The 23,844-nt window shown below is 72.7% G+C and carries 18 protein-coding genes; 6 read left to right on the top strand and 12 right to left on the bottom strand.

Features of this window, described 5'->3' with window-relative positions:
• Window positions 1-74 precede the first annotated feature (74 nt).
• The 3 genes from OG937_43045 to OG937_43035 form a co-directional block, all read right to left on the bottom strand.
• Entirely contained in the window at window positions 75-3,347 is a 3,273-nt protein-coding gene (locus tag OG937_43045; GenBank protein ID WUD78014.1) for a family 78 glycoside hydrolase catalytic domain, read from the bottom strand.
• Window positions 3,348-3,414: 67 nt separating this feature from the next.
• On the bottom strand, window positions 3,415-6,816 hold the full coding sequence (locus OG937_43040; GenBank protein ID WUD78013.1) for a twin-arginine translocation signal domain-containing protein: 3,402 nt from the start codon (window positions 6,814-6,816) through the stop codon (window positions 3,415-3,417).
• A gap of 68 nt (window positions 6,817-6,884) precedes the next feature.
• On the bottom strand, window positions 6,885-9,482 hold the full coding sequence (locus OG937_43035; protein ID WUD78012.1) for a glycoside hydrolase family 127 protein: 2,598 nt from the start codon (window positions 9,480-9,482) through the stop codon (window positions 6,885-6,887).
• Between the two features lie 498 nt (window positions 9,483-9,980).
• On the opposite strand from OG937_43035, the gene OG937_43030 reads away from it, so the two are divergent.
• Entirely contained in the window at window positions 9,981-10,886 is a 906-nt protein-coding gene (locus OG937_43030; GenBank protein ID WUD78011.1) for an oxidoreductase, read from the top strand.
• 28 nt (window positions 10,887-10,914) lie between these two features.
• On the opposite strand, the gene OG937_43025 is transcribed toward OG937_43030, so the two are convergent.
• Window positions 10,915-11,841, bottom strand: coding sequence for a universal stress protein (locus OG937_43025; protein ID WUD78010.1), 927 nt, complete (start codon window positions 11,839-11,841; stop codon window positions 10,915-10,917).
• Window positions 11,842-12,163: 322 nt separating this feature from the next.
• Between OG937_43025 and OG937_43020 the strand changes: the two genes are divergently transcribed.
• Entirely contained in the window at window positions 12,164-12,826 is a 663-nt protein-coding gene (locus tag OG937_43020) for a pyridoxamine 5'-phosphate oxidase family protein (protein WUD78009.1), read from the top strand.
• A gap of 230 nt (window positions 12,827-13,056) precedes the next feature.
• Here OG937_43020 and OG937_43015 read toward each other — a convergent pair whose 3' ends face one another.
• Together OG937_43015 and OG937_43010 are read right to left on the bottom strand one after the other, a co-directional pair.
• Complete coding sequence (locus OG937_43015) at window positions 13,057-13,944, bottom strand: universal stress protein (protein WUD78008.1); 888 nt, start codon at window positions 13,942-13,944, stop codon at window positions 13,057-13,059.
• A gap of 100 nt (window positions 13,945-14,044) precedes the next feature.
• The gene (locus OG937_43010; GenBank protein WUD78007.1) at window positions 14,045-14,617 is read right to left on the bottom strand and encodes a hypothetical protein; all 573 of its coding nucleotides are present in this window, start codon (window positions 14,615-14,617) and stop codon (window positions 14,045-14,047) included.
• 225 nt (window positions 14,618-14,842) lie between these two features.
• Between OG937_43010 and OG937_43005 the strand changes: the two genes are divergently transcribed.
• Window positions 14,843-15,751, top strand: a complete 909-nt coding sequence (locus tag OG937_43005) for an alpha/beta hydrolase (protein ID WUD78006.1) — start codon at window positions 14,843-14,845, stop codon at window positions 15,749-15,751.
• Between the two features lie 198 nt (window positions 15,752-15,949).
• On the opposite strand, the gene OG937_43000 is transcribed toward OG937_43005, so the two are convergent.
• The 3 genes from OG937_43000 to OG937_42990 form a co-directional block, all read right to left on the bottom strand.
• A complete protein-coding gene (locus tag OG937_43000) occupies window positions 15,950-17,056 on the bottom strand; it encodes a type III polyketide synthase (protein WUD78005.1) in 1,107 nt (368 codons plus the stop codon).
• Between the two features lie 380 nt (window positions 17,057-17,436).
• Window positions 17,437-18,642, bottom strand: coding sequence for a cytochrome P450 (locus OG937_42995; protein ID WUD78004.1), 1,206 nt, complete (start codon window positions 18,640-18,642; stop codon window positions 17,437-17,439).
• A gap of 162 nt (window positions 18,643-18,804) precedes the next feature.
• A complete protein-coding gene (locus OG937_42990; GenBank protein WUD78003.1) occupies window positions 18,805-18,960 on the bottom strand; it encodes a DUF6131 family protein in 156 nt (51 codons plus the stop codon).
• Between the two features lie 635 nt (window positions 18,961-19,595).
• Here OG937_42990 and OG937_42985 point away from each other — a divergent pair.
• Complete coding sequence (locus OG937_42985; protein ID WUD79064.1) at window positions 19,596-20,957, top strand: glycoside hydrolase family 16 protein; 1,362 nt, start codon at window positions 19,596-19,598, stop codon at window positions 20,955-20,957.
• Between the two features lie 199 nt (window positions 20,958-21,156).
• Window positions 21,157-21,366 (top strand): hypothetical protein, encoded by a 210-nt coding sequence (locus OG937_42980; protein ID WUD78002.1) that lies wholly within the window; start codon window positions 21,157-21,159, stop codon window positions 21,364-21,366.
• Window positions 21,367-21,427: 61 nt separating this feature from the next.
• Here OG937_42980 and OG937_42975 read toward each other — a convergent pair whose 3' ends face one another.
• The gene (locus OG937_42975) at window positions 21,428-21,559 is read right to left on the bottom strand and encodes a hypothetical protein (GenBank protein WUD78001.1); all 132 of its coding nucleotides are present in this window, start codon (window positions 21,557-21,559) and stop codon (window positions 21,428-21,430) included.
• A gap of 432 nt (window positions 21,560-21,991) precedes the next feature.
• Here OG937_42975 and OG937_42970 point away from each other — a divergent pair, with 432 nt between their 5' ends.
• Window positions 21,992-22,264, top strand: a complete 273-nt coding sequence (locus tag OG937_42970; protein WUD78000.1) for a hypothetical protein — start codon at window positions 21,992-21,994, stop codon at window positions 22,262-22,264.
• Between the two features lie 77 nt (window positions 22,265-22,341).
• On the opposite strand, the gene OG937_42965 is transcribed toward OG937_42970, so the two are convergent.
• Together OG937_42965 and OG937_42960 are read right to left on the bottom strand one after the other, a co-directional pair.
• The gene (locus tag OG937_42965) at window positions 22,342-22,869 is read right to left on the bottom strand and encodes a GNAT family N-acetyltransferase (protein WUD77999.1); all 528 of its coding nucleotides are present in this window, start codon (window positions 22,867-22,869) and stop codon (window positions 22,342-22,344) included.
• A gap of 88 nt (window positions 22,870-22,957) precedes the next feature.
• Complete coding sequence (locus OG937_42960; protein ID WUD77998.1) at window positions 22,958-23,824, bottom strand: GNAT family N-acetyltransferase; 867 nt, start codon at window positions 23,822-23,824, stop codon at window positions 22,958-22,960.
• Between the last annotated feature and the right edge of the window lie 20 nt (window positions 23,825-23,844).

Here is a 23,844-nt window from a genome sequence, read left to right as displayed (position 1 = left end):
ATTGCTGAACGCCGCCGCCCCGGCCGGCCGCACGGGGAGGTGCGGCCGGCCGGGGCGCGTCGTACGGGCCGGGGTCAGGCGCCTTCGCGGTAGGTCGAGGTGAACGTCCAGTCGCCGGAGCCGACTTCGTAGATCCGCTCCCCGTCGGCGGAGCGGACGAAGCGGGCGCCCTTGGGCGCGGCCACGTCACCTGAGGTCACCGGCACGTGCACCTCGGCCGTGGTGCCCGCGGGCACGGTGAGCCGCAGCCGGTACGCGTCCCCGTTCAGGCGCCAGGAGGTGCTGACGGTGCCGTACGGGGTGCGGTACGACCCGGAGGCGGAGGTGAGGCCGGCGACGAGGGCCGGGTCGACGAGGAGTTCGCGGTAGCCGATGGAGCCGGGCGCCTGCTGGATGCCCGCGAGCCTGCCGGTGAACCAGGCGTCGATCGCGCCCAGCATGAAGTGGTTCTGCGACTGGCCGGGGCCGCCGTCCCAGCTCTCGCCGAGCGTGGTGTTGCCGTGCAGCACCTGGTAGCCGTAGCTGGGGCTGGTGGTCTGGGTGGCGATCCGGCCGACGACGTCGTCGTGCCCGGACTCCGAGAGCACCCGGAAGGCGGCGGGCAGCGAGATCTCCCCCAGGTTCAGGTGGAAGTCCGCCGCCTCGACGCTCGCGACGAAGTGGCCGAGCAGCCGGTCGCGCTGGTCGGCCGGGACGGCTCCCATGTCGAGGGCGAGCGCCTCGGCGCCGTGCCCGCCGCCGCCGAAGGTGCCCTTCGCGGGGTCGTAGTACTTGTCCGCGAGGGCCTTGGCGCTGGCGTCGGCCTTGGCCCGGTACCCGGCCGCGGCGTCCTGGTCACCGAGGAGCGCGGCGATGCGGCTCATGGCGTCGACGACGCGCCAGTAGCCGTAGGTGCCGGCCACCGCGCGGGGGAAGGTGGTGTCCGGGGTGAACCAGTCGCCGAGGCCGTAGTCGAGGATGCCGCCGGAGACCTTCTCCTCCAGGAAGGTCACGTACTTCCGCATCTGCGGGTAGTACGTGGCGAGGGTCTCCTGGTCGCCGTAGGTGGTGTAGAGCTGCCACGGCACGAGGACGAAGGCGCCGCCCCAGTTGGAGTCGTTGCGGTAGCCGCCGGGCAGGGCCGTGTACTCCGGGGTGGTGGAGGTGATCAGGCCCTCGGGCGTCTGGCCGTCGGCCATGTCACGGACGATCTTGCGGAGCTGGGACTCCATGTCGTAGTTGGCGGCGAGGGTGGGGAAGACGAGCTGGTCCTGCTCCAGCCAGCCGAGCTTCTCGCGGCTCGGGCAGTCGGTGAGGACGCTCATCATGTTGCCCTCGATGGAGCGGCGGATGATGGAGTGGATGCCGTTGACCAGGTCGTTGGAGCTGGTGAAGTCACCGGCCGAGGTGTTGTCGGTGTGCAGGACCTTGCCGCGGACGGTCACCGTGGCCCCGGCGGGCAGGCCCTTCAGCTCCAGGTAGCGGAAGCCGTGGTAGCCGTACTCGGGGTGCCAGGTCTCGGCGCCGGAGCCGCTGGTGGTGTAGCTGTCCCACAGGGGCCCGCCGACGTTGCTGATGGACTGGAAGGCGTGACCGTCCTTAAGGCTCTCGGCGGGCACGATGCGGACGGTGGTGCCGGCGGGTGCCCGCACCGTGACCTCGGGCCAGCCGGCGATGTTCCTGCCCAGGTCGAAGACCCGGCTGCCCTCGGCGCCGGGCACCTCCGTGCCGGTGAGGGTCTCGACGACCCGGATCGGTTCGGTCTCGCGGGCGCTGAGCCGGGCGGGCGCGTCGGCGGTGCCGGGACCGGCGACGGTCACGGCCTTGTCCCAGCCGGCGCGGCTGCCGCGGGGTTCGTCCCAGTGCGGGACGGCGCGGCGCGCGTCGTAGTCCTCGCCGCCGTACCAGTTGGAGGAGGTGGTGGGGCCGAGCGTGGTCCGCCAGTCGTCGCCGCTGCTGATGCGGCGCACGGTGCCGTCGGCGAGGGTGACCTCCAGCTGGGCGATCAGCTTGGGGTCGCTGATGTTCCCGTAGAGCTTGCGGTAGCGGTCCGCGGTGCTGACGACGTTGGAGATGCCGTTGCCGAGGGAGACTCCGACGGTGTTGCCGCCGGTGCGCAGCAGGTCGGTGACGTCGTAGGTGGCGTACTGGACGCGCTTGGTGAAGGTGGTGTTGGCGGGTTCGAGGACGGCGTCGCCGACCTGTCTGCCGTTGATGGTGGCGTCGTAGATGCCGAGGCCCGAAACGTACAGGCGGGCGCTGCGCACGTGCTTCGGCAGGGCGAAGTCCTTGGTGAACAGCGGTAGTCCGGACGGCAGCCAGGGCTTCGGCGGCTGCTGGCCGGTGACGGCCGCGGCCTGGGTGAAGGGCCCGGTGGAGGTGTCGGCGGTGGCGAGGGTGTAGTCGGTGGGGAAGCCGGGGACGCGGCCGTCGTCGGTGAGGACGTCGGCGCGGGGGTAGAGGGCGACCTCGTCGAAGGTCTTCACGGACTTCAGGTCGAGGGTGAGCGTCACGGGCTGCTGGGAGACGTCCGGTCCGGTGTGCGCGGCGCTGGAGTAGCCGGCGGCGGTCTGGAGGGCGCTGTTGGGCAGGCCGTCCACGGCGAGGGCCGGTTCCCAAGTCTTGCGGAGGGTGTTGGACTCGGATGCGGTGACGGCGGCGCCCTTGGCGAGGCCCGCGGTGCCGGCGGCGGCGTCGCGGACGTCGATCTCGCCGAGCTGGAGGCGCCAAGTGCGGTCCGGGAAGTCCTCCTGCAGGGGCAGGCCGAGGCGGGTGACGTCGAGGCGGAGGTAGCGGGCCGTGGTGCGGGGCAGTTTGACGACCACGGGGGTGACGTCGCGCTTGCCCAGCTGCCAGTCGGCGTTGGTGATCCAGTCGGCCTGCCAGTCGCTGCTCTTGGTCAGGCCCGTCTCGAAGGACGCGGGCGTGCTCCAGTCGGCGGCGTGGTCCGCGCCGTGGGAGCCCGCGGCGGACCAGAGCATGACGCGCCAGTAGACCCGGGTGCGGGAGCCGAGCTGCTTGCCGGCGTAGACGGTCTGCGGGACGGCGGAGGCGACCTTGCCGGAGTCCCACAGGTCGGGGCGGCCCCGCCGGAGCCTGGTGGGCGAGGTGGCGGCCTGGACCCGGTAGGCGGTCTGGACGAGCCCCGGTGAGCGGCCGGTGAGGGCCCAGCTCAGTTCGGGGGTGGTGTCGTCGATGCCGAGGGCCTGGGTGAGCTTCTGGGTGCGCAGGGTGGTCGCGGTCAGCGAGGCGGGCGCGCCGGCCTCCGCGGTGACGGCGGTGGGCAGGATCGTGACGAGCGCGGTGAGACCGGTCGCGACGGCGAGGGCCGGGGTACGCCGGGTGCCTGCGCGCGGGGGTCGGGGCATGCGGGTGCTCCTTGACGGCGGTGCGGTGGGCGGGTGCTGCGGGTTCGCCGCTGCGGGGGACGGCACGTCAGATCCGGCGCAGGGTGGTGGTGACCTCGCGGTACGGCCGCAGGGTCACCGGGCCGAGGAGTCCGGACGGCAGGGGCTTGTTGCGCTCGTTCGAGAGGGTGTTGGACACCCGCACCGTGAGGGTGTTCCGGCCCGCGCGCAGCAGCTCCGTCACGTCGGTGGTGTACGGGGCCCACGGCAGCGGGGGCAGTTCGGTCCCGTTGACGGTGACCGAGGCGACCTCCCTGACCTGGCCGAGGTCGAGGCGGAAGCCCCGGCCGTCGAGGGTTCCGGCGTCGAGGACGAGTTCGGTGGTGTAGGTGCCGCTGCCGGAGAACAGCGGTTCCACGGTCGTCCAGCTGCCGAGCGGGCCCGTGACCGGCGTGGCTCCGGCGCGCTGCAGGGTGAGCGTCCAGTCGCCGTCCACGGGGAGCGGGGCGAGCGGGTCGGTGACGCTTACCGTGCCCCGGTAGGTGCGTCCGCCGTCGGTGCCGGTGAGGACGTGGTCGCCGGGTGCGTCGAGGACGGCGGTGACGCGCAGGGTCTGACCCGCGGCCTTGACGGAGGTGATGGACGCGGCGGGCAGGGTGCTGTCCGTGAGGTGCGGACCTTCCTTCGCGCCGGCGCGCACGACGACGGCGAGGGTCTCGTACGGGGCGAGCCGCAGCGGCAGGCGGATGCCACCGTGCTTCTGCTCCCGGTGGACGGGCGCGGGCCGCACGGTGCCGGTGACGGGGTCCCAGAGTTCGGGGGCGCCGGTGGCGGGGAGCACGGCGACGGTGTCGACCTGCACGGCGCTCTCGTTGTTGAGGAGGAAGGCGACGTCCTTGCCGCGGGTGGTGCGCAGCACCCGTACGGCCGGCGCCCGCGGTTCGAGGACGGCCGCCGCGACTCCCGCGTCCCGCGCCGCGTCCCCGAGGGCGGCGGTGTCCGCGACGCGGACGGCGGTTCCCGCGCCGACACGGTGGCTGCCGGGGACGGCGTCGCCGAAGAGGCCGTTCAGCGCGCGCTCCAGGGTGCGGTCGCGTCCGCCGGCGTCTTCCTGGGGCAGGGTGCCGACGGCGACGACGGTGCCGCCCTGCCGGGCGAAGGCTTCGAGGCGGGTGACGGCGGCGGCGTCGAGGGTCGGGGTGACGGGGAGGACGGCCAGGTCGTAGCCCGCCTCGCCGACGACGAGCCGTCCCTGGTGGACGCGGGCGTGGGCGAGCAGCTCCGGGTCCCCGGAGAGGGCGCCCTCATGGACGAGGTCGAAGTCGACCTGGGCGCTCTCCAGTGCGTACGCCGCGTCGGTGAAGGCGCCGTCGACCTCGCCCTGGCGGGTGGTGCCGCGCCACTGCTCGGCGGCCCGCTGCGGCTGGATCAGGGCGGTGCGGGCGCCGGAGGTGCCGCGGGCGACCTCCATGACGCGGCCGATCCAGTCGGCGATCGGCTCCATCGCCCACCACCAGGGCGCGCGCGGCCCGAACGGCGGCGGGAAGAAGACACGTTGCTCGTCGGTCCACAGTGCGTGCAGCACGGTGAGGTTGACGCCGCGGGCGGCGTTCGCCCCGACCAGCGCCCGCACGAAGTCGGGCGCGACCTGCCAGCCCATGTTGCCGAAGCATTCCAGCAGGGCCCGGTCGCGGCCCATCTGGTGGGCGACGCTGACCGGGTTGCGCGGGATCATGGTGGGCTGTCCGGCCACGTACTCGGCGGTGATGATGTCGCCGCCGGGCACCTGCGCCCACTGGTGGACCTTGTGCAGGTCGCCGGTGGAGACGATCCGCTTGGAGGGCGAGGTCTCGTCGTACAGCGGGTTGGTGATGAGTGCGACGCCGCGCTCGGCGTACCACTGGGACTGCTTGCGGAAGTAGCCGGCGAAGCGGTCCGAGACGGCCTGCCAGTAGCGGCCCCGGGTGATGCGGCCGGTGCGGCCGAGGTCGTCGAAGGCCGTCGCGTAGGCGGTGCCGGGCTCGGTTCCGGTCTTCCGCAGGGCCGCGGCCAGGGTGGGCGACCACGGGAGGCGCTTGAAGTGCGCCTCGGCGGAGGCGAAGAACGGCTCGTCGTCCCAGAAGCCGGGGATGACGTTGCCGAAGTAGCGGGCGAACCTGCGGTGGTACTCGCCGGGCACGATGTCGAGGAACAGCTCCACCGGCTCGTCGTCGAGGAGGTCGACGTAGCTGCGGCTGTAGCCCTGGGAGTCGTCGACCAGCGGGGTGCCGCCGAACACGTCGATCAGCCAGTCGCCCTCGGGGACGCGCCAGGTGCGGCCTTCGCCGAGTTCCCCGGTGAGTTCGACGACCTGGTCGCTGGAGGTGGCGCCGACCGGGCGGGCGGCGGCCGCGGCGGGGGTCGCGGCGCCGGCGGGCGGGATCCGGGCAGGGAAGTCGCCCGCGGCGGCGGGGTCGCCGAAGGCGGTCCGGGTGTAGAGGGCGGCGCCGTCGGCCGCGGTCACGACCAGGCTCGCCCACAGGGCGCGCTGCGTCCCGGTGGCACGGACGCCGGCACCGCCGGCGGGGTGCGTGGTGTCGGTGACGGTGCCCTTGGCCTTGCCGTCGAGGGTCACGGTCAGGGTGGGGCCGCTGACGGTCACGGCGAGGGTGTGGAACTTGGTCTTGTTGAAGCCGTCGGTGCGGGTGGAGCGGGCGAGTTCGACGGGGTCCCGGTCCTTCGCGAGGAGCGACACGGTGACCACGCCGGTCTGGTCGAACTCGACGGCGTAGCCCGCGGTGCCGTCGGCGATGGCGCGTACGACGACTCCGGCGGACACCTGGTCGGCCCGGCCGCTGCCGGTGACGGTGTAGTCGCGCCACTCCTCTCCCCCGCGCAGCACGGCCGCGCCGCCCAGGACCGCGGCGTCGGCGACCAGCGAGGTGGTGTCCACGCCGACGCCGGTGGTGGTGCGCAGGTCGACGGTGGCAGGTCCGGAGACGACGGTGCTCGACCGCCACAGGGCCTTGAGCCGCAGGTCGGGTCGGGGCTTGTAGGTGCGCGAGCCGACCTGGCCGCCCTTGACGATGTACTCGCCGGATCGGCCGCTGGGAAAGTGGTCGTCGTTGAAGATCCACACCCGCATGCCGGTCTTCTCGGCGGTCTGCAGGACGTGGCCGACGATCGCGAACCATTCCTCGGTGAAGAAGACCGGTTGCATCTCCGCGTTGTCGAACGGGAAGAGGACGACCTCGTACATCCCCTTGTCCCGCAGGTCCGCCATCTGGGCGTCGACGAGCTCCGGGGTGACGGGGCCGTTCCAGTACCAGTAGACCGTCGGGCGGCTGTCCTTGGCGGGGTCGGCGAAGCGGGCGGGCGACCAGGTCGTCCCCGTCGCGCCGTGGTGCTGCTGCGCGGCGTACGCCGGGAGGGGCAGGCCGGACGCCAGCGCGGCTCCGGTCACCCCTGCGGCGACCACGAAACGGCGTCTGGACAGGGGAAGTTCAGGCATGGCGGTACTCCGTGAGGTGAGGGCGGGTGCAGGCGGATGGGCGGGCCGTGGCGCTCGCGCCGGCCGTGTCAGGGGGCCGCGAGGGCGGCGACGTCGGCGGGCGCCAGGGCGCGGTTGTGCAGCCTGAAGCCGGCGACCGCACCGGTGAGGTAGGGGTGCGTGGGGTTCTGCGAGCGGCCGAGGTAGTTGTGCGTGGTCGTGCCGAGCAGCAGCGGACTCGCGGCCATCGCCGCGTTGCGGCCGGCTTCGGCGCCGTCGACGTAGAGGATGCCGGTGCCGTCGCCGAGGGTGAGCGCGACGTGGGTCCAGCGGCCGGTGGGCAGGGGTGCGGCGGCGTCGATGACGTCCTCGGCCTCCATGCCGGCGATCTTCAGGGCGGCCCGGGCGCGTCCCGCGCCGGTGCGCGGGGTGAGGAACAGATAGGTGTCCTTGTGGTAGCCCAGGTCGAAGACGCGGGCGGAGTTGACCAGGACGTCCACCCGTACCCACATGCTGACGGTCAGCTCGGACAGCCCGGCGGGCAGGGCGGGGGCCAGCGCGACGTGGCCCCCGGCGCCGTCGAGGGCGACGGCGGTCCGGCCGCCCGGCCCGTCCGCGGTCCAGGAGGCGCCCGCGGTGAGCGTCGCAGGGGCGAAGGTCCGGGTGGCGTCGGCGGCGCTGGTGCCGGTGCCCTCGTCGAGGGGGTAGCGGGCGACGTCCCGCTCGCGGCCGGCGCGGGGGGCGACCGCCCAGTAGACCGTGTAGTTCTCATGGTGGACCTGGTGGAACGGCTTCAGGGTGACCGCGCCGCCGGCCGCCTCGGCGGTGAACGCGCCGTCGCCGCCGCGCACGGGCCGCAGGGACTCCGGCCGGATCTCGGGGATGGTGTTCAGTTCCGTCGGGCCGTAGGCGCCGGCCAGCACGAGCGGACCGTACGACACCGAGCGCACCTGCGGGTTGTCGGGCGCGGGGCGCCACACGGGTTCGCGGGGCAGGGTGAGTTCGACCGTGTCCCCGGCCCGCCAGCGCCGGTCGAGGGTGAGGTGGCTGCCGGGCTCGACGCGGCCCGTGTAGGGGCGTCCGGCCACGCGTACCCGGGCCCGCCCCCGGCCGTCCGCCAGCCAGCCCGGTATCCGGACCTTGAGCGCGAAACGGCCGCCGCCCTCGGCGACGGTGATGCGCACGGTGTCCTCGGAGACGGCGTGCTGACGGATCGTCACCCCGTCCGTCGCCCCGTGGGGCCGCCAGTCCGCCTCGGAGGGGATGAAGAGGTTGACGTAGAGCGCGTCGCGGGACTGGAAGTAGATGCTGTCCGCGAACTTGGTGTGGGTCTCCAGACCGGTGCCGTGGTCGCAGGAGAAGTTGTCGTAGTCGCCGCTGTAGCTGCCGGGCGCCGCGCCGAGCCCACCCTTGGGCTGCCGGTGGGAACCGGCCCACAGCCCGGTGTAGTACGTGACGAAGCCGTGCTCGGAGTCGGGGTCCTGCTCGCCCAGCATCTGGTTGTACAGGGTCCACTCGTAGTGGTCCATGTAGGCGGTGCGGGACGGCTCGTGCAGGAACAGCTGCCGGCCGAGCTTGAGCATGTTGTAGCTGTTGCAGTTCTCGCAGGTGTTCTCCGACAGACGGCTGACGATCTCGTCCGGGGGCCCGAAGAACTCCAGGTTGGAGTTGCCGCCGATGGCGTACGTGTGGTGCTCCACGACGGTGTGCCAGAAGGCGCGCGCGATGTCGAGGTAGCGGCGCTCCCCGGTGGCCTCGTAGCCGAACGGCGCACCGACGACCTTGGCGATCTCGGTGTTGGCGTGGCGGCCGGCGAGTTCGTCGCGTCCGGCGGCGAGCGGCGCGTAGAGCTCCTCGTGGTCGAAGCGGCGGGCGGTGCGCAGGTGCGCGGGGTCGCCGCTGACGAGGTGGAGGCGGGTCAGGACGTCGTTCATCCCGCCGAACTCCACCTTGAGCACGGACTGCATGCGCTCGTACGGCAGCGGCGCGGTCCGCGCGTCCGCCCAGGCGGCCATCCCCAGCAGCACGGTCATGGCCTGCCGGTTGCCGCTGAGGGTGTACTGGTCGAGCAGCCCGGCCATGATCTTGTGCAGGGTGTAGTACGGCGCCCAGGGCTTGCCGCCCGCCTCCAAGCTGTCGAAGACCGACTCGGGGAAGGCCGACAGGTAGCCGTCGTGGAACCCGGCGGCGGGCGCGGCCGCCTGGCACTCGGCGAGCGCGGCGACGAGGACGCGGGCCTTGTCGGCGTAGACCTGGTCGTCGGTCTGGGCGTGGGCCTGGGCGAGCGCGGACAGCAGGTGCCCGGTGGTGTGGCCGCGCAGTTGGACGTCCGGGGCCTCCCAGCCGCCGCAGGGCTCGGCGGACGAGGGCAGTCCGACGTTGCGGCGGAAGGTGTGCAGGAGCCGGTCGACGTCGACGAAGCGCAGGTAGGCGCAGGTGCGCAGCATGTTGTCGAGGAACGGGCTGTCCAGCAGGCGCACGGCGGACAGCGGCAGCGGGTCGAGCTTCGGACGCGCCGCGGGCACCGGCCCGCTCCGGAGAGCGCCCGCCCGCTCGGGGGCGCTCGGCGCAGCGGCGGCCGGGGTCGCCTGGACCGCCTGCGTGGCAGCCGTGAGGGTCGCGGCCGCGGCGACGCCGGCAGTCAGCACGTTGCGGCGGGACGGCTGGGACGGGGGTGGTGCGGACATTCTCGGAACTCCTTCCGGGCGCGGAGGAGTACCACCGGTCGGCGGTTGTCCGGCGGCATGCGGCCGTGGAACGCGGTTGCCGGGCAGCCCGATGCCCGGCCACTGGCCTGAGAGCGAATGAATCGTTTTTAGAGCCAGCGGCAACCTAGGGTGACTCCGCGGAGACCGTCAAGAGTGACAGGTCAAACCACTGCCTGTGGGGACCAGGCTGCCGACGGACCGTCACAAAGCCTTGCAGAAGGGGTGACAGGGTGACGGCAAGCCGCCTCGCGAGGGCGGGACGGCGGCTTCAGGTGCCGGGCGTCTTGTCGCGGTGGCCGCCGCCGCGTATGTTCCTCCCCGTCATGTACTGAATCGTTCAAGTACGGAGGCGGAACGGCAAGCGCGGTCAGTGCGCCGCACCGGGGGTTCGCGGGTGGCGGTGGCCGTCCCGGCCCGCTCACCGGCGACGGAAGACGTCGGGGGATACTCCAGGCCGGCGAAAGGAAACAGTCACCCATGACCACTGGCAGGATCTCCGCGGCCGCCGCCGGCACCTGGCTCCTCGGCGACATGAAGGTGAACCGGATCGGCTTCGGCGCGATGCGGCTGACCGGCAGCGCCGCCTTCCACCTCGGCACGCCCAGCGACCGTGACCGCGCGATCGGCGTGCTGCGCCGCGCCGTCGAGCTCGGCGTCGACCACATCGACACCGCCGCCTTCTACTTCTCACGGCTGCGTTCGGCCAACGAGCTCATCAACTCGGCCCTGGCGCCGTACCCGGAGGACCTGGTCATCGCCACCAAGGTGGGGCCCGCACGGGACGCCTCCGGGGAGTGGGCCACCGCCGCCCGTCCCGACCAGCTGCGCGGCCAGGTCGAGGAGAACCTGCGGCAGCTCGGCCGCGACCACCTCGACCTGGTCAACCTCCGCTTCATGGGCGGCACTTCCGTCGCCGAGCACTTCGGCGCCCTGGCCGAGCTGCGCGAGGCCGGGCTCGTCCGCCACCTGGGGCTGTCCAACGTCCGTCCCGAGCACCTGGCCGCGGCACGGGCCATCGCCCCCGTGGTGTGCGTCCAGAACCGCTACGGCGTCGACGCGCGCGAGAGCGACGACCTGCTGCGGGAATGCGGTGCCCAGGGCATCGCATTCGTGCCCTTCTTCTCCATCGCCGGCGGGGGCCGCGAGCAGGGGCCCGGCGCCGGCGGTGCCGAGAGCGACGCGGTGCTCGCCGTCGCGGCCGCCCACGGTGTCTCGCCCGCGCAGGTGCGGCTGGCGTGGACGCTCGCGCAGGGCGACCACGTGCTCGCCATCCCGGGGACCGGCGATCCGGAGCACCTGGCCGACAACCTGGCGGCGGGCGCGCTGCGGCTGGCGGACGAGGAGACGGCGCTCATCGACGCGGTGGGCCGCCCCACCCGCTGACCCGGGACGGCCTCGGGCGTGACGACCGTCAGTCGTGCGGGACGACCGCCACGGGCGCCTTGGCATGGTGCAGCACCGCATGGGTCACCGGGCCGATGTGCAGGCCGGCAACCGCGTGCCGGACACGGCGGCCGACGACGACCAGTGAGGCGTCGGCCGCCGCCTCGACCAGATGGTGCGCCGCCCCGCCGACCAGGGAGTGCTCCACGACCTCGACGGCGGGGTACTTGGCCCGCCACGGCGCCAGCGCCTGCGTGAGCGCCTTCGCCTGGGCGTCGGTCAGCTCGTGCTCCAGGTCCAGGGCGATCGCCGCGGGGTTGAAACCGTAGGAGCCCGGCAGGTTCCAGCCGTGGACGACGCGCAGGCCCGTCCCGCGCAGCACGGCGGCCTCGAAGGCGAAGGCCAGCAGATCGTCGTGGGGACGGGCCAGGTCGATGCCCAGCACCACGTCACGGAAGGGCGTGTACTCCGAGACCAGCCCGTCGAGGTCCGGCCGGTGCTCGTCCTTGCCCGTCTCACCGGCCCGTACGAGGACGACCGGGCGGACGGCCTGCGCGACGGTCGCGGAGGCCACGGAGCCGACGAGGAAACCGGCGAGCGCGCCGAGGCCCCGGGAGCCGAGCACCAGCAGCTCCGACTCCTCGGCGGCGGCCGCGAGGGCCGCCGCGGGCTGCCCGCTCACGAGCCCGGCGGAGATCTCCAGATCCGGGTGACGCCCGGCGAGCTCGTCCGCGGCGTCGCGCGGCACGGACTCGGCCCACTGCCGCTGGGCGTCGGGATCCACCGCGGCCACCGCCCCGGCCAGCGGGGCGTAGGCGGACGTGTACGGCTGCCAGTCGTGGACGTGCACGAGCCTCAGGGGCAGTCCGCGGCGCAGTGCCTCGCGGGCGGCCCAGTCCGCGGCGGCCAGGCTCTCGGGTGATCCGTCGAGACCGGCGGTGACCGTACGGGACATGACGTGCCTCCTGGCGAACGGGACGAAGGGCGTGGGCTGTTCGCCCCCAGCTTCCCGCCGGCGACGGGCCTCCGGCAGGGGCCCGCCGGGCCCGTCCGGGGGCCGACCGGCCCATGGGCGAGGGCATGCGCCGCCCGGGACAGTGGGAGCAGGTCACCGCTGTGATCAAGCGTACGGGGCGTGTACCGGCGCGGTGGCGGGGGGTGGCGGCCGTACCTGTGCCCGTCGGTCCGGCCCGGACGCCGTCCCAGCGGCGCCGCCGCGCCGGCCGCGGGACCCTGGAGGGGACGCATCCGCGACGTACGGAAGGACGTGACCGGTCATGACGCAGCAGGACGCGGCCGCCGCGGCCGGGGACATCGGGCGCCGGATCGCGAGCCGCCGGGAGGAACTGGGCCTGTCCCTGGAGGAGACGGCGGAACGCGCCGGCATCGCCCCGGGCTATCTGCGGTACGTGGAGCAGGAGCCGACCGCGGCGCCGGGCAGCTCCACCCTGCACGGGCTGGCCACGGCGCTGGGGACGAGCGTGTCCGCGCTGAGCGGCGGCGAGGCGGAGCTGCCGCCCGGCCGGGGACGCGCGGCGGGCCGGGCGTCACTGGTGGAACTCGGCCCCGGCGAGTGCTGGGCGCTGCTGTCCACGCACGGGGTCGGCAGGATCGGGCTGGACACGCCCGACGGGCTGGCGATCCTGCCGGTCAACTACACGGTCGCCGACGGCGTGATCGCCTTCCGCACCCATCCCGGGGCCACGCCCGCGGCGGCCGCGGACACCAGGTGCGCCTTCGAGGTCGACCAGGTCGACGAGGCCCTCAGCCAGGGCTGGAGCGTGCTCGTCCGCGGTGTCGCCTCCGCCGTCACCGACCCGGGGGCCGTGCGCCGGCTGGCGGAGCGCGAGTACGCCGGCCCCTGGGCGGGCGGCGACCGCGACCTGTGGATCCGCGTCGTCCCGGCGAGCGTGACCGGACGCCGCATCCTGGTCGGCTGAGCACGTTCCTCACCGCCGACCGCCCGAGCACCCCGGCCACCGCTCCGCGGAACGCATGTGCAGCGCCGCGCGGCCGGGCGCGGGGCGGCGCGCCCGGTGCGGACGGCCAGCCCGCCCTGCGGGCTGCGAGTGCAGCGGGCCCCGCGCGGGCCACCACCACGACCTGCCGGACCCGGACGTCCCGGCGAAGGCACCCCGGGCGCCCCATCATGGAGCGCCGCGCACCGCCCTCACCGTGCGGCGGCGGAGCCGCGCACCACGGCGACCGGGCAGTGCGCGTGGTGCAGGACCGCCTGGCTGACGGAGCCGAGCACCAGCCCGGAGAAACCGCCGCGTCCGCGTGCGCCGACGACGAGCAGCTGCGCGGTCCGGCTCTCCTCGATGAGGGTCTCGCGGGTCGCGCCACGCACCGTTTTCGTGCGGACCGCGACTCCGGGGTAGCGCTCCCGCCGTCCCGCGATCGTCTCGGCCACCAGGCGTTCCTCGGTGCGGGCGAGTTCGCCCGGCTCGCTCGCGTACGGCATCGCGGGGTCCTGGGGCGGCGGTACGGGCGTGTGCCACGGGGTCCACGCGTGCAGGGCGAGGAGTTCGGCGCCGCGCAACGCGGCCTCGGCGAAGGCGAAGTCGACGGCGTCCGCGCCGGCCGGGGAACCGTCGACGCCCAGCAGGACCGGACCGCCTGCGGCCGGCTGCTCCCGGACCACCAGGACCGGGCACTGGCCGTGCGCGGCGAGGTGCACCGCCGTAGAGCCCAGCATCAGGCCGACGAAGCCGCCCATGCCGCGGGATCCCACGACGACCAGTTCCGCGGCGCGCGACTGGGCCTCCAGCACGGTGAGGGGTTCCCCGGTCACCACGGCGTGGGTCACGTCCACCTCCGGTGCCGCGCGCCCGGCGCGTTCCACGGCCTCCGCCACCACCCGCTGCGCGGCGTTCCGCAGGCCGCCCTCGGACGGGCCCAGGGCCGGGGGTCCCAGCGGCACGTGCATGGCCGGCCACAGAAAGGCGTGCACCACCCGCAGTCCGGCGCCGCGCCATGCGGCCTCCCGGGCCGCCGTCTCCACCGCGGCAAGGCTCGAGGCCGAGCCGTCCGCTCCTACGACCACCAGACCGCTCACCGCGCCTCCTCGTCCGCCCTGCCCGTCGTCCGCCGCCGGTTTCCCCGCGGCGCCGGCCGACGTCCGGGCCCCGCGCGCCGGTCAAGGGGGCTGTCGGGGATCAGGCCCTGCGGTGACCCCATGAGGGGCCGCTTTCCTCCCACTCGCGGCCCCAGGCCGCGGCGCGCCGGCGGTCGATCCGCAGGCGGACGACCCAGCGCCCGGCGAGGACCAGCGCGCAGGCGCCCGCGGCGGCGACCGAGCCGAAGACGACGCCCTGGGCCTCGGCCTGCGCGGGGGTGAGCCGGTTCTGCTGCAGCCGGCCGTTCGCGTCCAGCCAGACGGACGTGGTGGATCCCGCGGGACTGCCCGGTTCGACGCGGGCCTGACCGGTTCGGGCGGAGCCGTCGGACGCGGTCCACCGGACGGTGGTGAGGACCTTTCCGATGGAGCCGGTGTACGGGTTCTCCACGGCCTTCGCGGCGTCCTCGGTCAGGACGGCCGTCGCCAGGTGGGTGCCCTGGCTCCGCCGCAGTTCGGACTGCTCCACCGCGGCCGCCGTGGCCGCCCCGGCCGCCGGGGCCCCGGCGGCGATCAGCAGGGCCGCCGCCACGCCCGTCCAGGCCTCCAGGACATCGGACCGTCGCCGCAGCGGATTGCGGCGCCAGCGCCAGAACACCGCCCTGCCGCTCATGGCCGTGCTCCCTTCCCTGTCCGACGACCGTCGCACGCGCCGGCACTGCCGCAGCAGGGGCCACACGGATCATTTCCGCCGCAGGAGGGGGCCGACCGGCCCCTGTGCGCGTACGCGGCCGGCCCGCCGCCGGGTTGTGACGACCGTCACTCGCCGGCGATCGAACTTGCCGCGCCGCCCCGCGTCCTGTCGGTGTCCTCGACACCTTCCGGATACGGAGCAGCGATGCCCACCCCCCTGACCGACCCCCTGTCCCCCGGCACCCACACCTTCGAGGTGGACGGGGTGGCCCAGCGTTACCACGTCCACGGCACCGGACCGGTGTGCATCGCGCACTCCGGCGGGCCGGGCGTGTTCTGGGAGTACCTGCGCATGCCCGAGGTCGAACGCCACCTGACGGTCGTCTACCCGGAGCCGGTCGGCACCGGCGGCTCGGGCCGTCTCCCCTCGCACCCGCACGGCTACACCCGTGAGCGCTACAGCCGGTTCCTGGACGCGCTCGTCGACCACCTGGGCACCCCGCGCGTGCACCTGCTGGGGCATTCGCACGGCGGCTTCGTCGTCCAGTACCACGCGCTGCACCGGCCCGCGCGTGTCGCCGGGATCGTCCTGTACGACAGCGCGCCGGTCACCGGCCCCGAGCACGGCGCCGAGGCGATGCGCATGGTGGAGGAGTTCGCCGCCCGGCACGCCGGTCACCCCGGTCTGGCGGAGGTCCTGGAAGCCTTCCAGAAGGTGTCCGCCATCTCCGACGACGCGGGTATGACGGCGGTCCTCAAGGGGCTGCTGCCCGCCTACTTCGCGGACTACTGGGGCCGGGAGGAGGAGTTCGCGCCCTTGAGCGCCGCGGTGTCGGGCACCCACATCTCGGGGCTGGGCGAGGACCTCGTCCCCGATGCCGTCGACGACCGCGGGCGGTTGGGGTCCCTCAGCGTGCCGGCGCTGGTCGTGGTGGGCCGGTACGACGTGGTCTGCGGGATGCGCTGGGCCGGTGAACTGCACGAGCTGATCCCCCAATCGGAGCTGCTGGTCCTGGAGGACAGCGGGCACTTCGGCCACATCGAGGAGCCCGGTCGCTTCGCGGAGGCCGTGGTGGGCTTCGTGACCGCCCGCGAGCGCGCGGTCCCCGCGTGACGGGCCCCGCGTGACGGGCCCCGCGTGACGGGCCCCGCGTGACGGGCCCGGAGAAACGGGCGCGACGCGACGGCCGCGCGGCCGTCGCGTCGCAAGGCTGAACGGGCCTCACCCGGCCGGTGGGGCCGGGCCGGCGGATGGGGGGACGCCGTGGCGTCCCGGCCACCGCCGGCCCGGACCGTCACCGGGGCCGCAGCCTCAGGTGATGACGTCGTACTCCCCGTAGGAGTGCTGGGGCGTCATCGTGGCGTCGAGCCCGTTGGTGACCCAGGTCCCCAGGACCATCTCCGCGGTGATGCCCGGGCCGAAGCCCGCCAGCAGTCCGCGGTGCCCGTCGAGGGCGGAGCCCTCCTCGAACATCCGGTACAGGGCGTCGAGGACGACGGCGCTCGCGATGTTGCCGTACTCGGTCAGCGTGGCCCGGCTGAAGCGGAACGACTCCGGCGGGACACCGAGGAAGCGGCAGAGGTCGTCCAGGATCCGGGGACCGCCGGCGTGGATGATGTAGTAGTCCAGCTTGGCGGCGTTCCACGTGTGGTCCTCCGCGACCTGGCGCAGCACCGGTGCCAGGGGCTCCATGGTGCCGGGTACGCGCTTGTCGAGCTGGAAGTGGAAGCCCGTCTGGCGCACCGCGTAGGAGATCCACTCCTCGGTGTTCGGGATGAGGTAGGAGGCGTTGCGCTCCAGCCGCATCCCGGTGCCACCGCTGCCCCGGACGACGGCGGCGGCGATGCCGTCGCCGAACAGCCCGTTGGACAGCAGCGTTCCGACGCTGAGGTCCGTGGGCTGGTAGCACAGCGAGCAGAACTCGCATGCCACGATGAGGGCGTTGGCCTCCGGGTACGCGGTGCAGAAGTCATGGGCGCGGTTGATGGCCGCGCCTCCTGCCGCACAACCGAGCTGCGCGATGGGCAGTTGACGGGTGTCGTGGCGGAATCCCATCTTGTTGATGAGCCACGCCGTCAGCGACGGCATCATGAAGCCCGTGCACGAGACGTACACGATGATGTCGATCTCGTCGGGCTCCAACTCGGCCTGGTCCAGCGCCTGTCGTATGACGGCCGGTACCCGTGCCTTCGACTCCGCCTCGTAGATCTGGCTGCGTACGTCGAAGCCCGGATGTTTGAGCACCTCTTCGATCGGCTGGATCAGGTGCCGCTTCTGAACGCCCGTGTTCTCAATGAGCCTGAGGGTCAGGCCGAGTTGCGGGTGGTCCTTGTGCAGCCGTCGTGCCAGCTCAAGCGTTTGTTCGCAGGTGATAACGTTGTCGGGAACCGAGATCACCGGCTTGCACAGAACAGCCATGCGTGGCTCCATTTCCTGCCCCTCGGCGGGCTATGGTCCATGTGGCGCGCTGCTCCGGGATTTCCGGAGCAGGCCCGTACCTGTCACGAAAATGCGGTAGGGGGTACGAGCGCATTCATGTGCGCGCCCACAGAAGGCCTGACGTTCACGAGGTCCCGGCAAAAGACGGTTCACAAAGGGGGACCGGCTGCTGTCGAAGTGGGATTCATGGCCTGTTCAGATTTGCGTCCACCAGGAAAACGTACGTCACTTGGGCGGATTCCGCATGTCGGAGCGGCCTGCACCCGCCGTCACGAGGGAGAACGGGACGGAACCGGCCCCGCACCCGTGCGGGTGCGGGGCCGGAACGGAGGACGGAGCGGGGGGTCGCAGCGGACAGCTCACCAGGCGACGTGCAGGGCCACCGGGTAGCGCCAGATCGACGTGGCGCTCCAGCGCACCTCGTCGGCGGGCTTGGCCAGCCTCAGGTCCGGGAAGCGGCGCAGCAGCTCCCTGAAGGCCACCTGGAGCTCCATGGTCGCCAGCGGCGCGCCGAGGCAGTGGTGACCGCCCCAGCCGAAGGTCATGTGGGGCGTGCCGGTGCGGTCCAGGTCCAGCTCGTCGGGGCGGTCGAACTTCTCCGGGTCACGGTTCGCGGTCAGGTACGAGACGTGGACGACGTCGCCGGCCCGGATCAGCACGCCGCCCATCTCCACGTCCTCGACGGCGATCCGCGGGATGCCGACGCCCTTGCGGAACGGGATGTACCTCAGCATCTCCTCGATGGCCTGCGGGATGCGGTCCGGCTGCTCGCGCAGCATGGCCAGCTCGCGCGGGCGGGTGAGCAGGGTGTAGGCGATGTTGCCGATCTCGTTCGACGTGGTGTCCTGGCCCGTGATGAGCAGGACCATGGCCATGACGGCGAGTTCCTTGTCGTTGAGGATCTCGTCCCCGTCACGGGCGGTGGCCAGCACACTGACCAGGTCGTCGCCCGGGCGGGCGCGCCGTTCGGCGGTGAGCTTGGTGAAGTACTCCCGCAGGTAGGCCTTGGAGTGGACGGCGTTGTCCCGGTTGTCGGGGCTGAAGTCCATCATGGTGCGGGCGTGGCCCCGCAGCTCCCAGCTGTCCTCGTCGGGGATGTCGAGCACCTCGCAGATGGCGGCCAGCGGGAGCGGCGCCGCCAGGTGCTCCACGAGGTCGGCCGGGGAGCCGCTCTCCTCCATGCCGTCGAGCAGTTCGGCGACGACGCGCTCGATGCTGGTGCGCATGTGCTCGACGTTCCGGGGCGTGAAACCCTTGGAGACCAGCGAGCGCAGCCGGCTGCTGTCCGGCGGGTCCATCACGTTGATGGCCTCGTCCTGGACGATCGGCTCCGGCGTCATGCGGGGGAAGTCCTTGCCGACGACGGCGGCGCGGCTGAAACGCCGGTCGGTCGTCACGGTCCGCACGTCCTCGTACCGCGTGACGAGCCAGGCCTCACCCTCACCGTGCGGCAGCTTGATGCGGGAGATCTGCTCGTTCTCCAGGAAGTGCTTCAGCTGCGGGTCGAACTCGAGGGCTTCGGCGAAGTCGAAGGGGCAGTTGTGCGCGGAGGAACCGGATTCCATGCGAATACTCCAGTGCACCTGGGCGTCGGGGGGACATATCACAACCAATCCCCCGCGCGCGCAGGTGACCACTGCAGGCAGCCCATCCGGGCGACCCGTGCCCATGAGGGTGCCGCGCCCTCGGGGACACAGGGCGCGGCACGTGCTCGGGCTCACCGGCCGTCAGTAGTAGTGGCGGCGCCCCGCGACGGCGTGTCCCATGGCACCCAGGACCCAGAGCACGAGGCCGATGACCACGAGGATGGCTCCCAGGGTCCACAGGATGGAGATTCCGGCGAGGAATCCGATGATGAGCAGGATGATACCGAGGATGATCATGTTGTACTCCCTTGCGCGGCCCTGGTCGCCGTTGCCCTGTGCCGGGCCGGTGGCACCGGGGGTGCGAGCCCCGGGGCGGTGACCGCACGGTGCGCGGTCACGCCGGGCCTCGCTCAGCCGGGACCGGCCGTCGGCGTCGCCTGCCGTCCACGCCTCCGACGTGAACCTGCCGGCATCGCATTCACCCCCATTCGTACACGGATCGGCTACCCAGGTCTCCGCGTTTCATGACCGCCGCATTCGGCCGGGGTGGTGTCCGCCGGGGCCGTCGCCCTGGCTCTGAGAGCGCTCTCAGCAGCGCGAACGCGGTCGACAGGACATCCTGGCCACGCCATCAGCCGCCCCCAACACCCGCCCTCCGGCTGTCTTTTCCCGCCCGCGGCACGACCCGGCCCACCCTCGGTCGGCGCCACTGACTCCAAGCAGTGAAGGCAGGAAACCGCGCGCGACTTCTTTTGTTCCATGTATTGACCGCGGTTCCCCCTGGCGGGAAGGTGTTCCCGCCACATGAGAGCGCTCTCAGACGCTCTCCACCCGGAACCGCACCCTTCCCCGGCACCGATCCCGAGGAGGCATCACCCGTGACCGCGCGTACGACCACCGGCAGGCGGTACGCCGCCAGACCGCTCACCCTGATGGTGGCCGCTGCAGCCACCGTCGCCGCGCTCTGCCTGGGCCTGCTCGGCTCGGCCAGGGCCTCCGTCCCGCCGGCACCGTCCGGCTGGACCACCGTCTGGAGCGACGACTTCAGCGGGGCCGCCAACACCCTCCCGTCGAATGACAACTGGATCATCGACACCGGCACCAGCTACCCCGGCGGCGCCGCGAACTGGGGAACCGGCGAGGTGCAGACCTACACCTCCAGCACCGCCAACCTCCGCCAGGACGGCTCGGGCAACCTGCGCATCACCCCGATCCGGGACTCCGCGGGGAACTGGACCTCCGGGCGCGTCGAGACCCGCCGCAGCGACTTCGAGCCCCCGTCGGGCGGCAAGCTCCGCATCGAGTCCCGCATCCAGATGCCGAACGTCACCGGCGCGGCCGCGGCGGGCTACTGGCCGGCCTTCTGGACGCTGGGCGCGCCGTACCGGGGCAACTACTGGAACTGGCCGTCCATCGGCGAGTTCGACCTGATGGAGAACGTGAACGGCGTCAACCAGGTCTGGGGCACGCTCCACTGCGGCACCAACCCGGGCGGCCCCTGCAACGAGACCAGCGGCCTCGGCACCACCCGGGCCTGCCCCGGCAGCGCCTGCCAGGGCAACTTCCACACCTTCGCCTTCGAGTGGGACCGCAGCGTCAGCCCCCAGCAACTGCGCTGGTACGTCGACGGGGTCCAGTTCCACTCGGTGAACGCGAGCCAGATGGACGCGTCCACCTGGAACGCGGCCACGGGCCACGGCCACTTCATCCTGCTGAACGTCGCGATGGGCGGGGCATTCCCCGACCCGGTGGCGGGGTACAAGACGCCGACGGCCTCCACGGTCTCGGGCGTACCCATGCTGGTCGACTACGTCGCCGTCTACAGCTCCGGCGGCGGCAGCACGCAACCCCCGACCTCTCCCCCGCCGACCGGGGGCACGGGCAGCGCCTACGGCACCCTCCAGGCCGAGTCGTACACGCAGCAGTCCGGCACGACCGTCGAGACGACGACGGACAGCGGCGGCGGCCAGAACCTGGCGTCGCTCGCGAACGGCGACTGGGCGCTCTACTCCGGCGTCGACTTCGGGACGACCACGGCCCGGCAGTTCAAGGCCCGGGTCGCCTCCGGGGCCGCGGGCGGCGTCAGCGGCCTGGTCGAGGTCCGGCTGGACAGCCGGAGCAACGCCCCGATCGGCAGCTTCTCCGTCGCCAACACGGGCGGCTGGCAGAGCTGGACGACGATCCCGGCGAACATCTCGGGCATCACCGGCAAGCACGACGTGTACCTGACGTTCACCAGCGGCCAGCCGGCCGACTTCGTGAACGTCAACTGGTTCACCTTCAGCACCACCTGACCCTACGCCGCCCGCGGTGTCCCCGGCCGGCTCCGGCCCGGCCGGGGACACCGCGCGGGCGGCACCCTGCGCCACGGCACGCACAGGGCGGCAGGGCGTGCCGACGGCCGTGTCAAGCCCCGGCCACGGCAACCAAGCTTCGCCGGGTGGTGGCAAACGGCACCTGTGCGGCGCCCCGGAGTGCCGACATGCTGTTCCCATGTGGATGTTCCTGGTGCCCCTCGTCCTGGTCGTGGCGCTCGCTTCCTGGGTCGGCTGGAAATCCCGCCGGCACGGCGAGCATCCCTATCGCGACGGCGCAGCCATGTCACGGGACGTACGGGACGCCCGCCGCGACATGCACGCCTGGAAAGCGGGGTCCCTGGGACACAGCGGCGAGGACATCTCGTGGATGAAGAGGCGTTCCTGACCCGCGGCCCCAGCCGCGCGTCCGCGCCTTCCGGGCGGGCCGCAGGCCGCGGGCCTGAGCCTCAGGCCAGGAACGCCGCGGAAACGAGGACCATGGCCCCACCGGCGGCTCCGGCACCCACGAGCAGGGCGAGCACGGCGTACGCCCTGTCCCGCACCGAACGGGCGAGCGCGACGGGGAGCAGGACACCCACGCACAGGCAACAGCCCCGCCATGGACGCTCTCGGCCAGTGGCCACGGGCACACAGACCCATGAGGAAGGCGGCCATGACCCATGAGGAGCCCGAGTTGACCAACGCGTGCCAGCCGCCCGGTGCGACACCCTGACCGAAGGACGTCAACGCTCCCCCGATCAGACCGACCGACGAAGCGAGCGCGGCCACCGGCCACGCACGGAGGCCGGTTGAGCGGCGGACGGTCATCTGCGCCGGGGACTCAAGTACGGACAAAGCGGCACTTCCCATCGAGTTGCGTCAAGCGAGGTCGCAGGTAGTCGAGATGGGCCACCGGGATGTGACAGCCTGGAGCCTGCGGATCGACGGCGGCTCGACTGCCGCCGGAGGAAAGCGGGATGTGCCGATGCGCGGACAACACACTGAGCGCACAGGATGGCAGGATCCTGACCGTGAACCCAGACCTCGGACCGGGTGAGGCCGACCGTATCCTGGACGACGCTCTCCGCCTCGTTCACGCACAGGTGCCGGAACTCGTCGCCGAACGCGTAGTGGAGGGCGAGACCGCCTTCCGGCTCCACATCGAAGGGAGCCTCGAAGCGGTTGACGTCGACTGCCAGGCGGGCGGTCAGCCTGTGTTCATCGTCTCCGACGAGTACTCGTGGATTCAGGCGAACGATGCCACCACGACCGCCCGGGCCATCCTCGATCTCCTCAAGGCGTAAGCACGGTGGCGCCGGCTGCCGCTGCGAGCCGGCCGGCCTGCCGGCAGCCAGGTGAACGCCACCACCAGGGCGGCCGCTCAATCCGCAAGCACGACCTCGGATCGCAGGACCGAGTACACGACCATGTCGCGCCACTTCCCGGCACGGAAACAGGCCCCGCGCTGCACACCCTCGCGCGTGAAACCGGCCGACTCCAAGGCCCGCTGCTCCGCGACGTTGGCGACGTCGGTACTCGCCTCGACCCGGTTGACCCTGGTGTGCGAGAAGAGGTACTCGGCCAGCTGACGCTGGGCATGCTTGCCGTATCCCTTGCCGCGCTCCGCCGCCAGCAGCGCGATGCCGATGTTCCAGCACGGTGAAGCCGGGCCGAGCATGACTTGGTGCCACTGCACCTCACCCACGAAGCAGTCGTCCTTCCCGACGACGGCGAGCCTGCCCCCCTCCTGGGAGAGGAAGCCCTTCTCCGACCACTGCCGACGGAGGGCCCTCGGGTTGCGGTGACCGAAGAAGGCCGACTCCGCCGCCTCGTCCGGGTCCTCGAAGAGACGTTCCAGCAGGTCCAGGTCGCGCTCGACTATGGGACGCAGACGCACGGGATTCGACATGGCGGCCAGATTAGCGCCGCGAAAGTTTGCAGGCAGCATCGAGTCGGCGGCGGACCTGCCCTTCGGGGATCCCCTCGGAATTGATCATCTAGGCGTCGCGGCGTCGGTCCCGCACCTCGGGGAGTCGCCGGAAGCCGGCTGACGTGTAGGTGGCGACGGCGGCGACATTGGAGCTCGGGGTGCAGACGATCGCGCTCGACGAACCCAGCCCCTGGAGTGCGGCGGCCGCGGCGAGGGTGATCGCCTTGCCCTGGCCGTGGCCGCGGTGTTCCCGGTCCACGCCCATCGGCTCGAGCAGCCCGGGCTTGCCCGGACCGGCCGACCACACCGTCACCGCCGCCACCGCGTGGCCCTGGTCGTCGTACGCCACCAGGCACCGGGCGTCGGCGTACGGCAGTCCGGCGGCCATCGCATGCCAGCGCTCCTCCGTGAACGTCGACCGGTCGAACGACGCCCGCTGCACGGCGGCCCGCACGTGCGCCTGCTCCGGCCGGACCACTTCGATCCGCACGCCCGGGTCCTCCACCGGTTCCGTGAGGTCGCGGCGCAGCGGCGTCCACGGCTCGTCGGGGTTCCAGCCGTCCTCGGAGAGCAGATCGTGGACCAGTGCACCCTTGGGTGCCTCGACGTACGCCTTCCCCTCCGCCAGTACGCCGCGCTCCGGCTCGGTCACGTCCGCGACCAGTTGCCGCGCCAGCTCCTCGTCCCGCCGGGCGTCCGGGGCGATCGTCATCCGCAACAGCTCGGGCCCGTCCAGCAGCCCGACGGCGAGAATCCTTCCGTCCCGGCTCCAGGTCCGGACCGCCGCGGCCGTCGCCTCCGCACCGAACCGCCAGTACCAGCCCAGATCCCCCGGATGCAGCTGCATCGGCGCCCCGTCGTACTGCCACTCCCGCAGCACGCCCACGGCCTCGCCCAACCCGTCGACTCCCGGCGTGCCCAATACGATCGCCATGCCCCCGATCCCACACCACC

Origin of the sequence: Streptomyces sp. NBC_00510 (genome assembly GCA_036013505.1) — a bacterium.
Classification (GTDB): domain Bacteria; phylum Actinomycetota; class Actinomycetes; order Streptomycetales; family Streptomycetaceae; genus Actinacidiphila.
The sequence above is the reverse complement of the archived record's forward strand: the minus strand, read 5'-3'. Positions and strand labels throughout refer to the sequence as shown.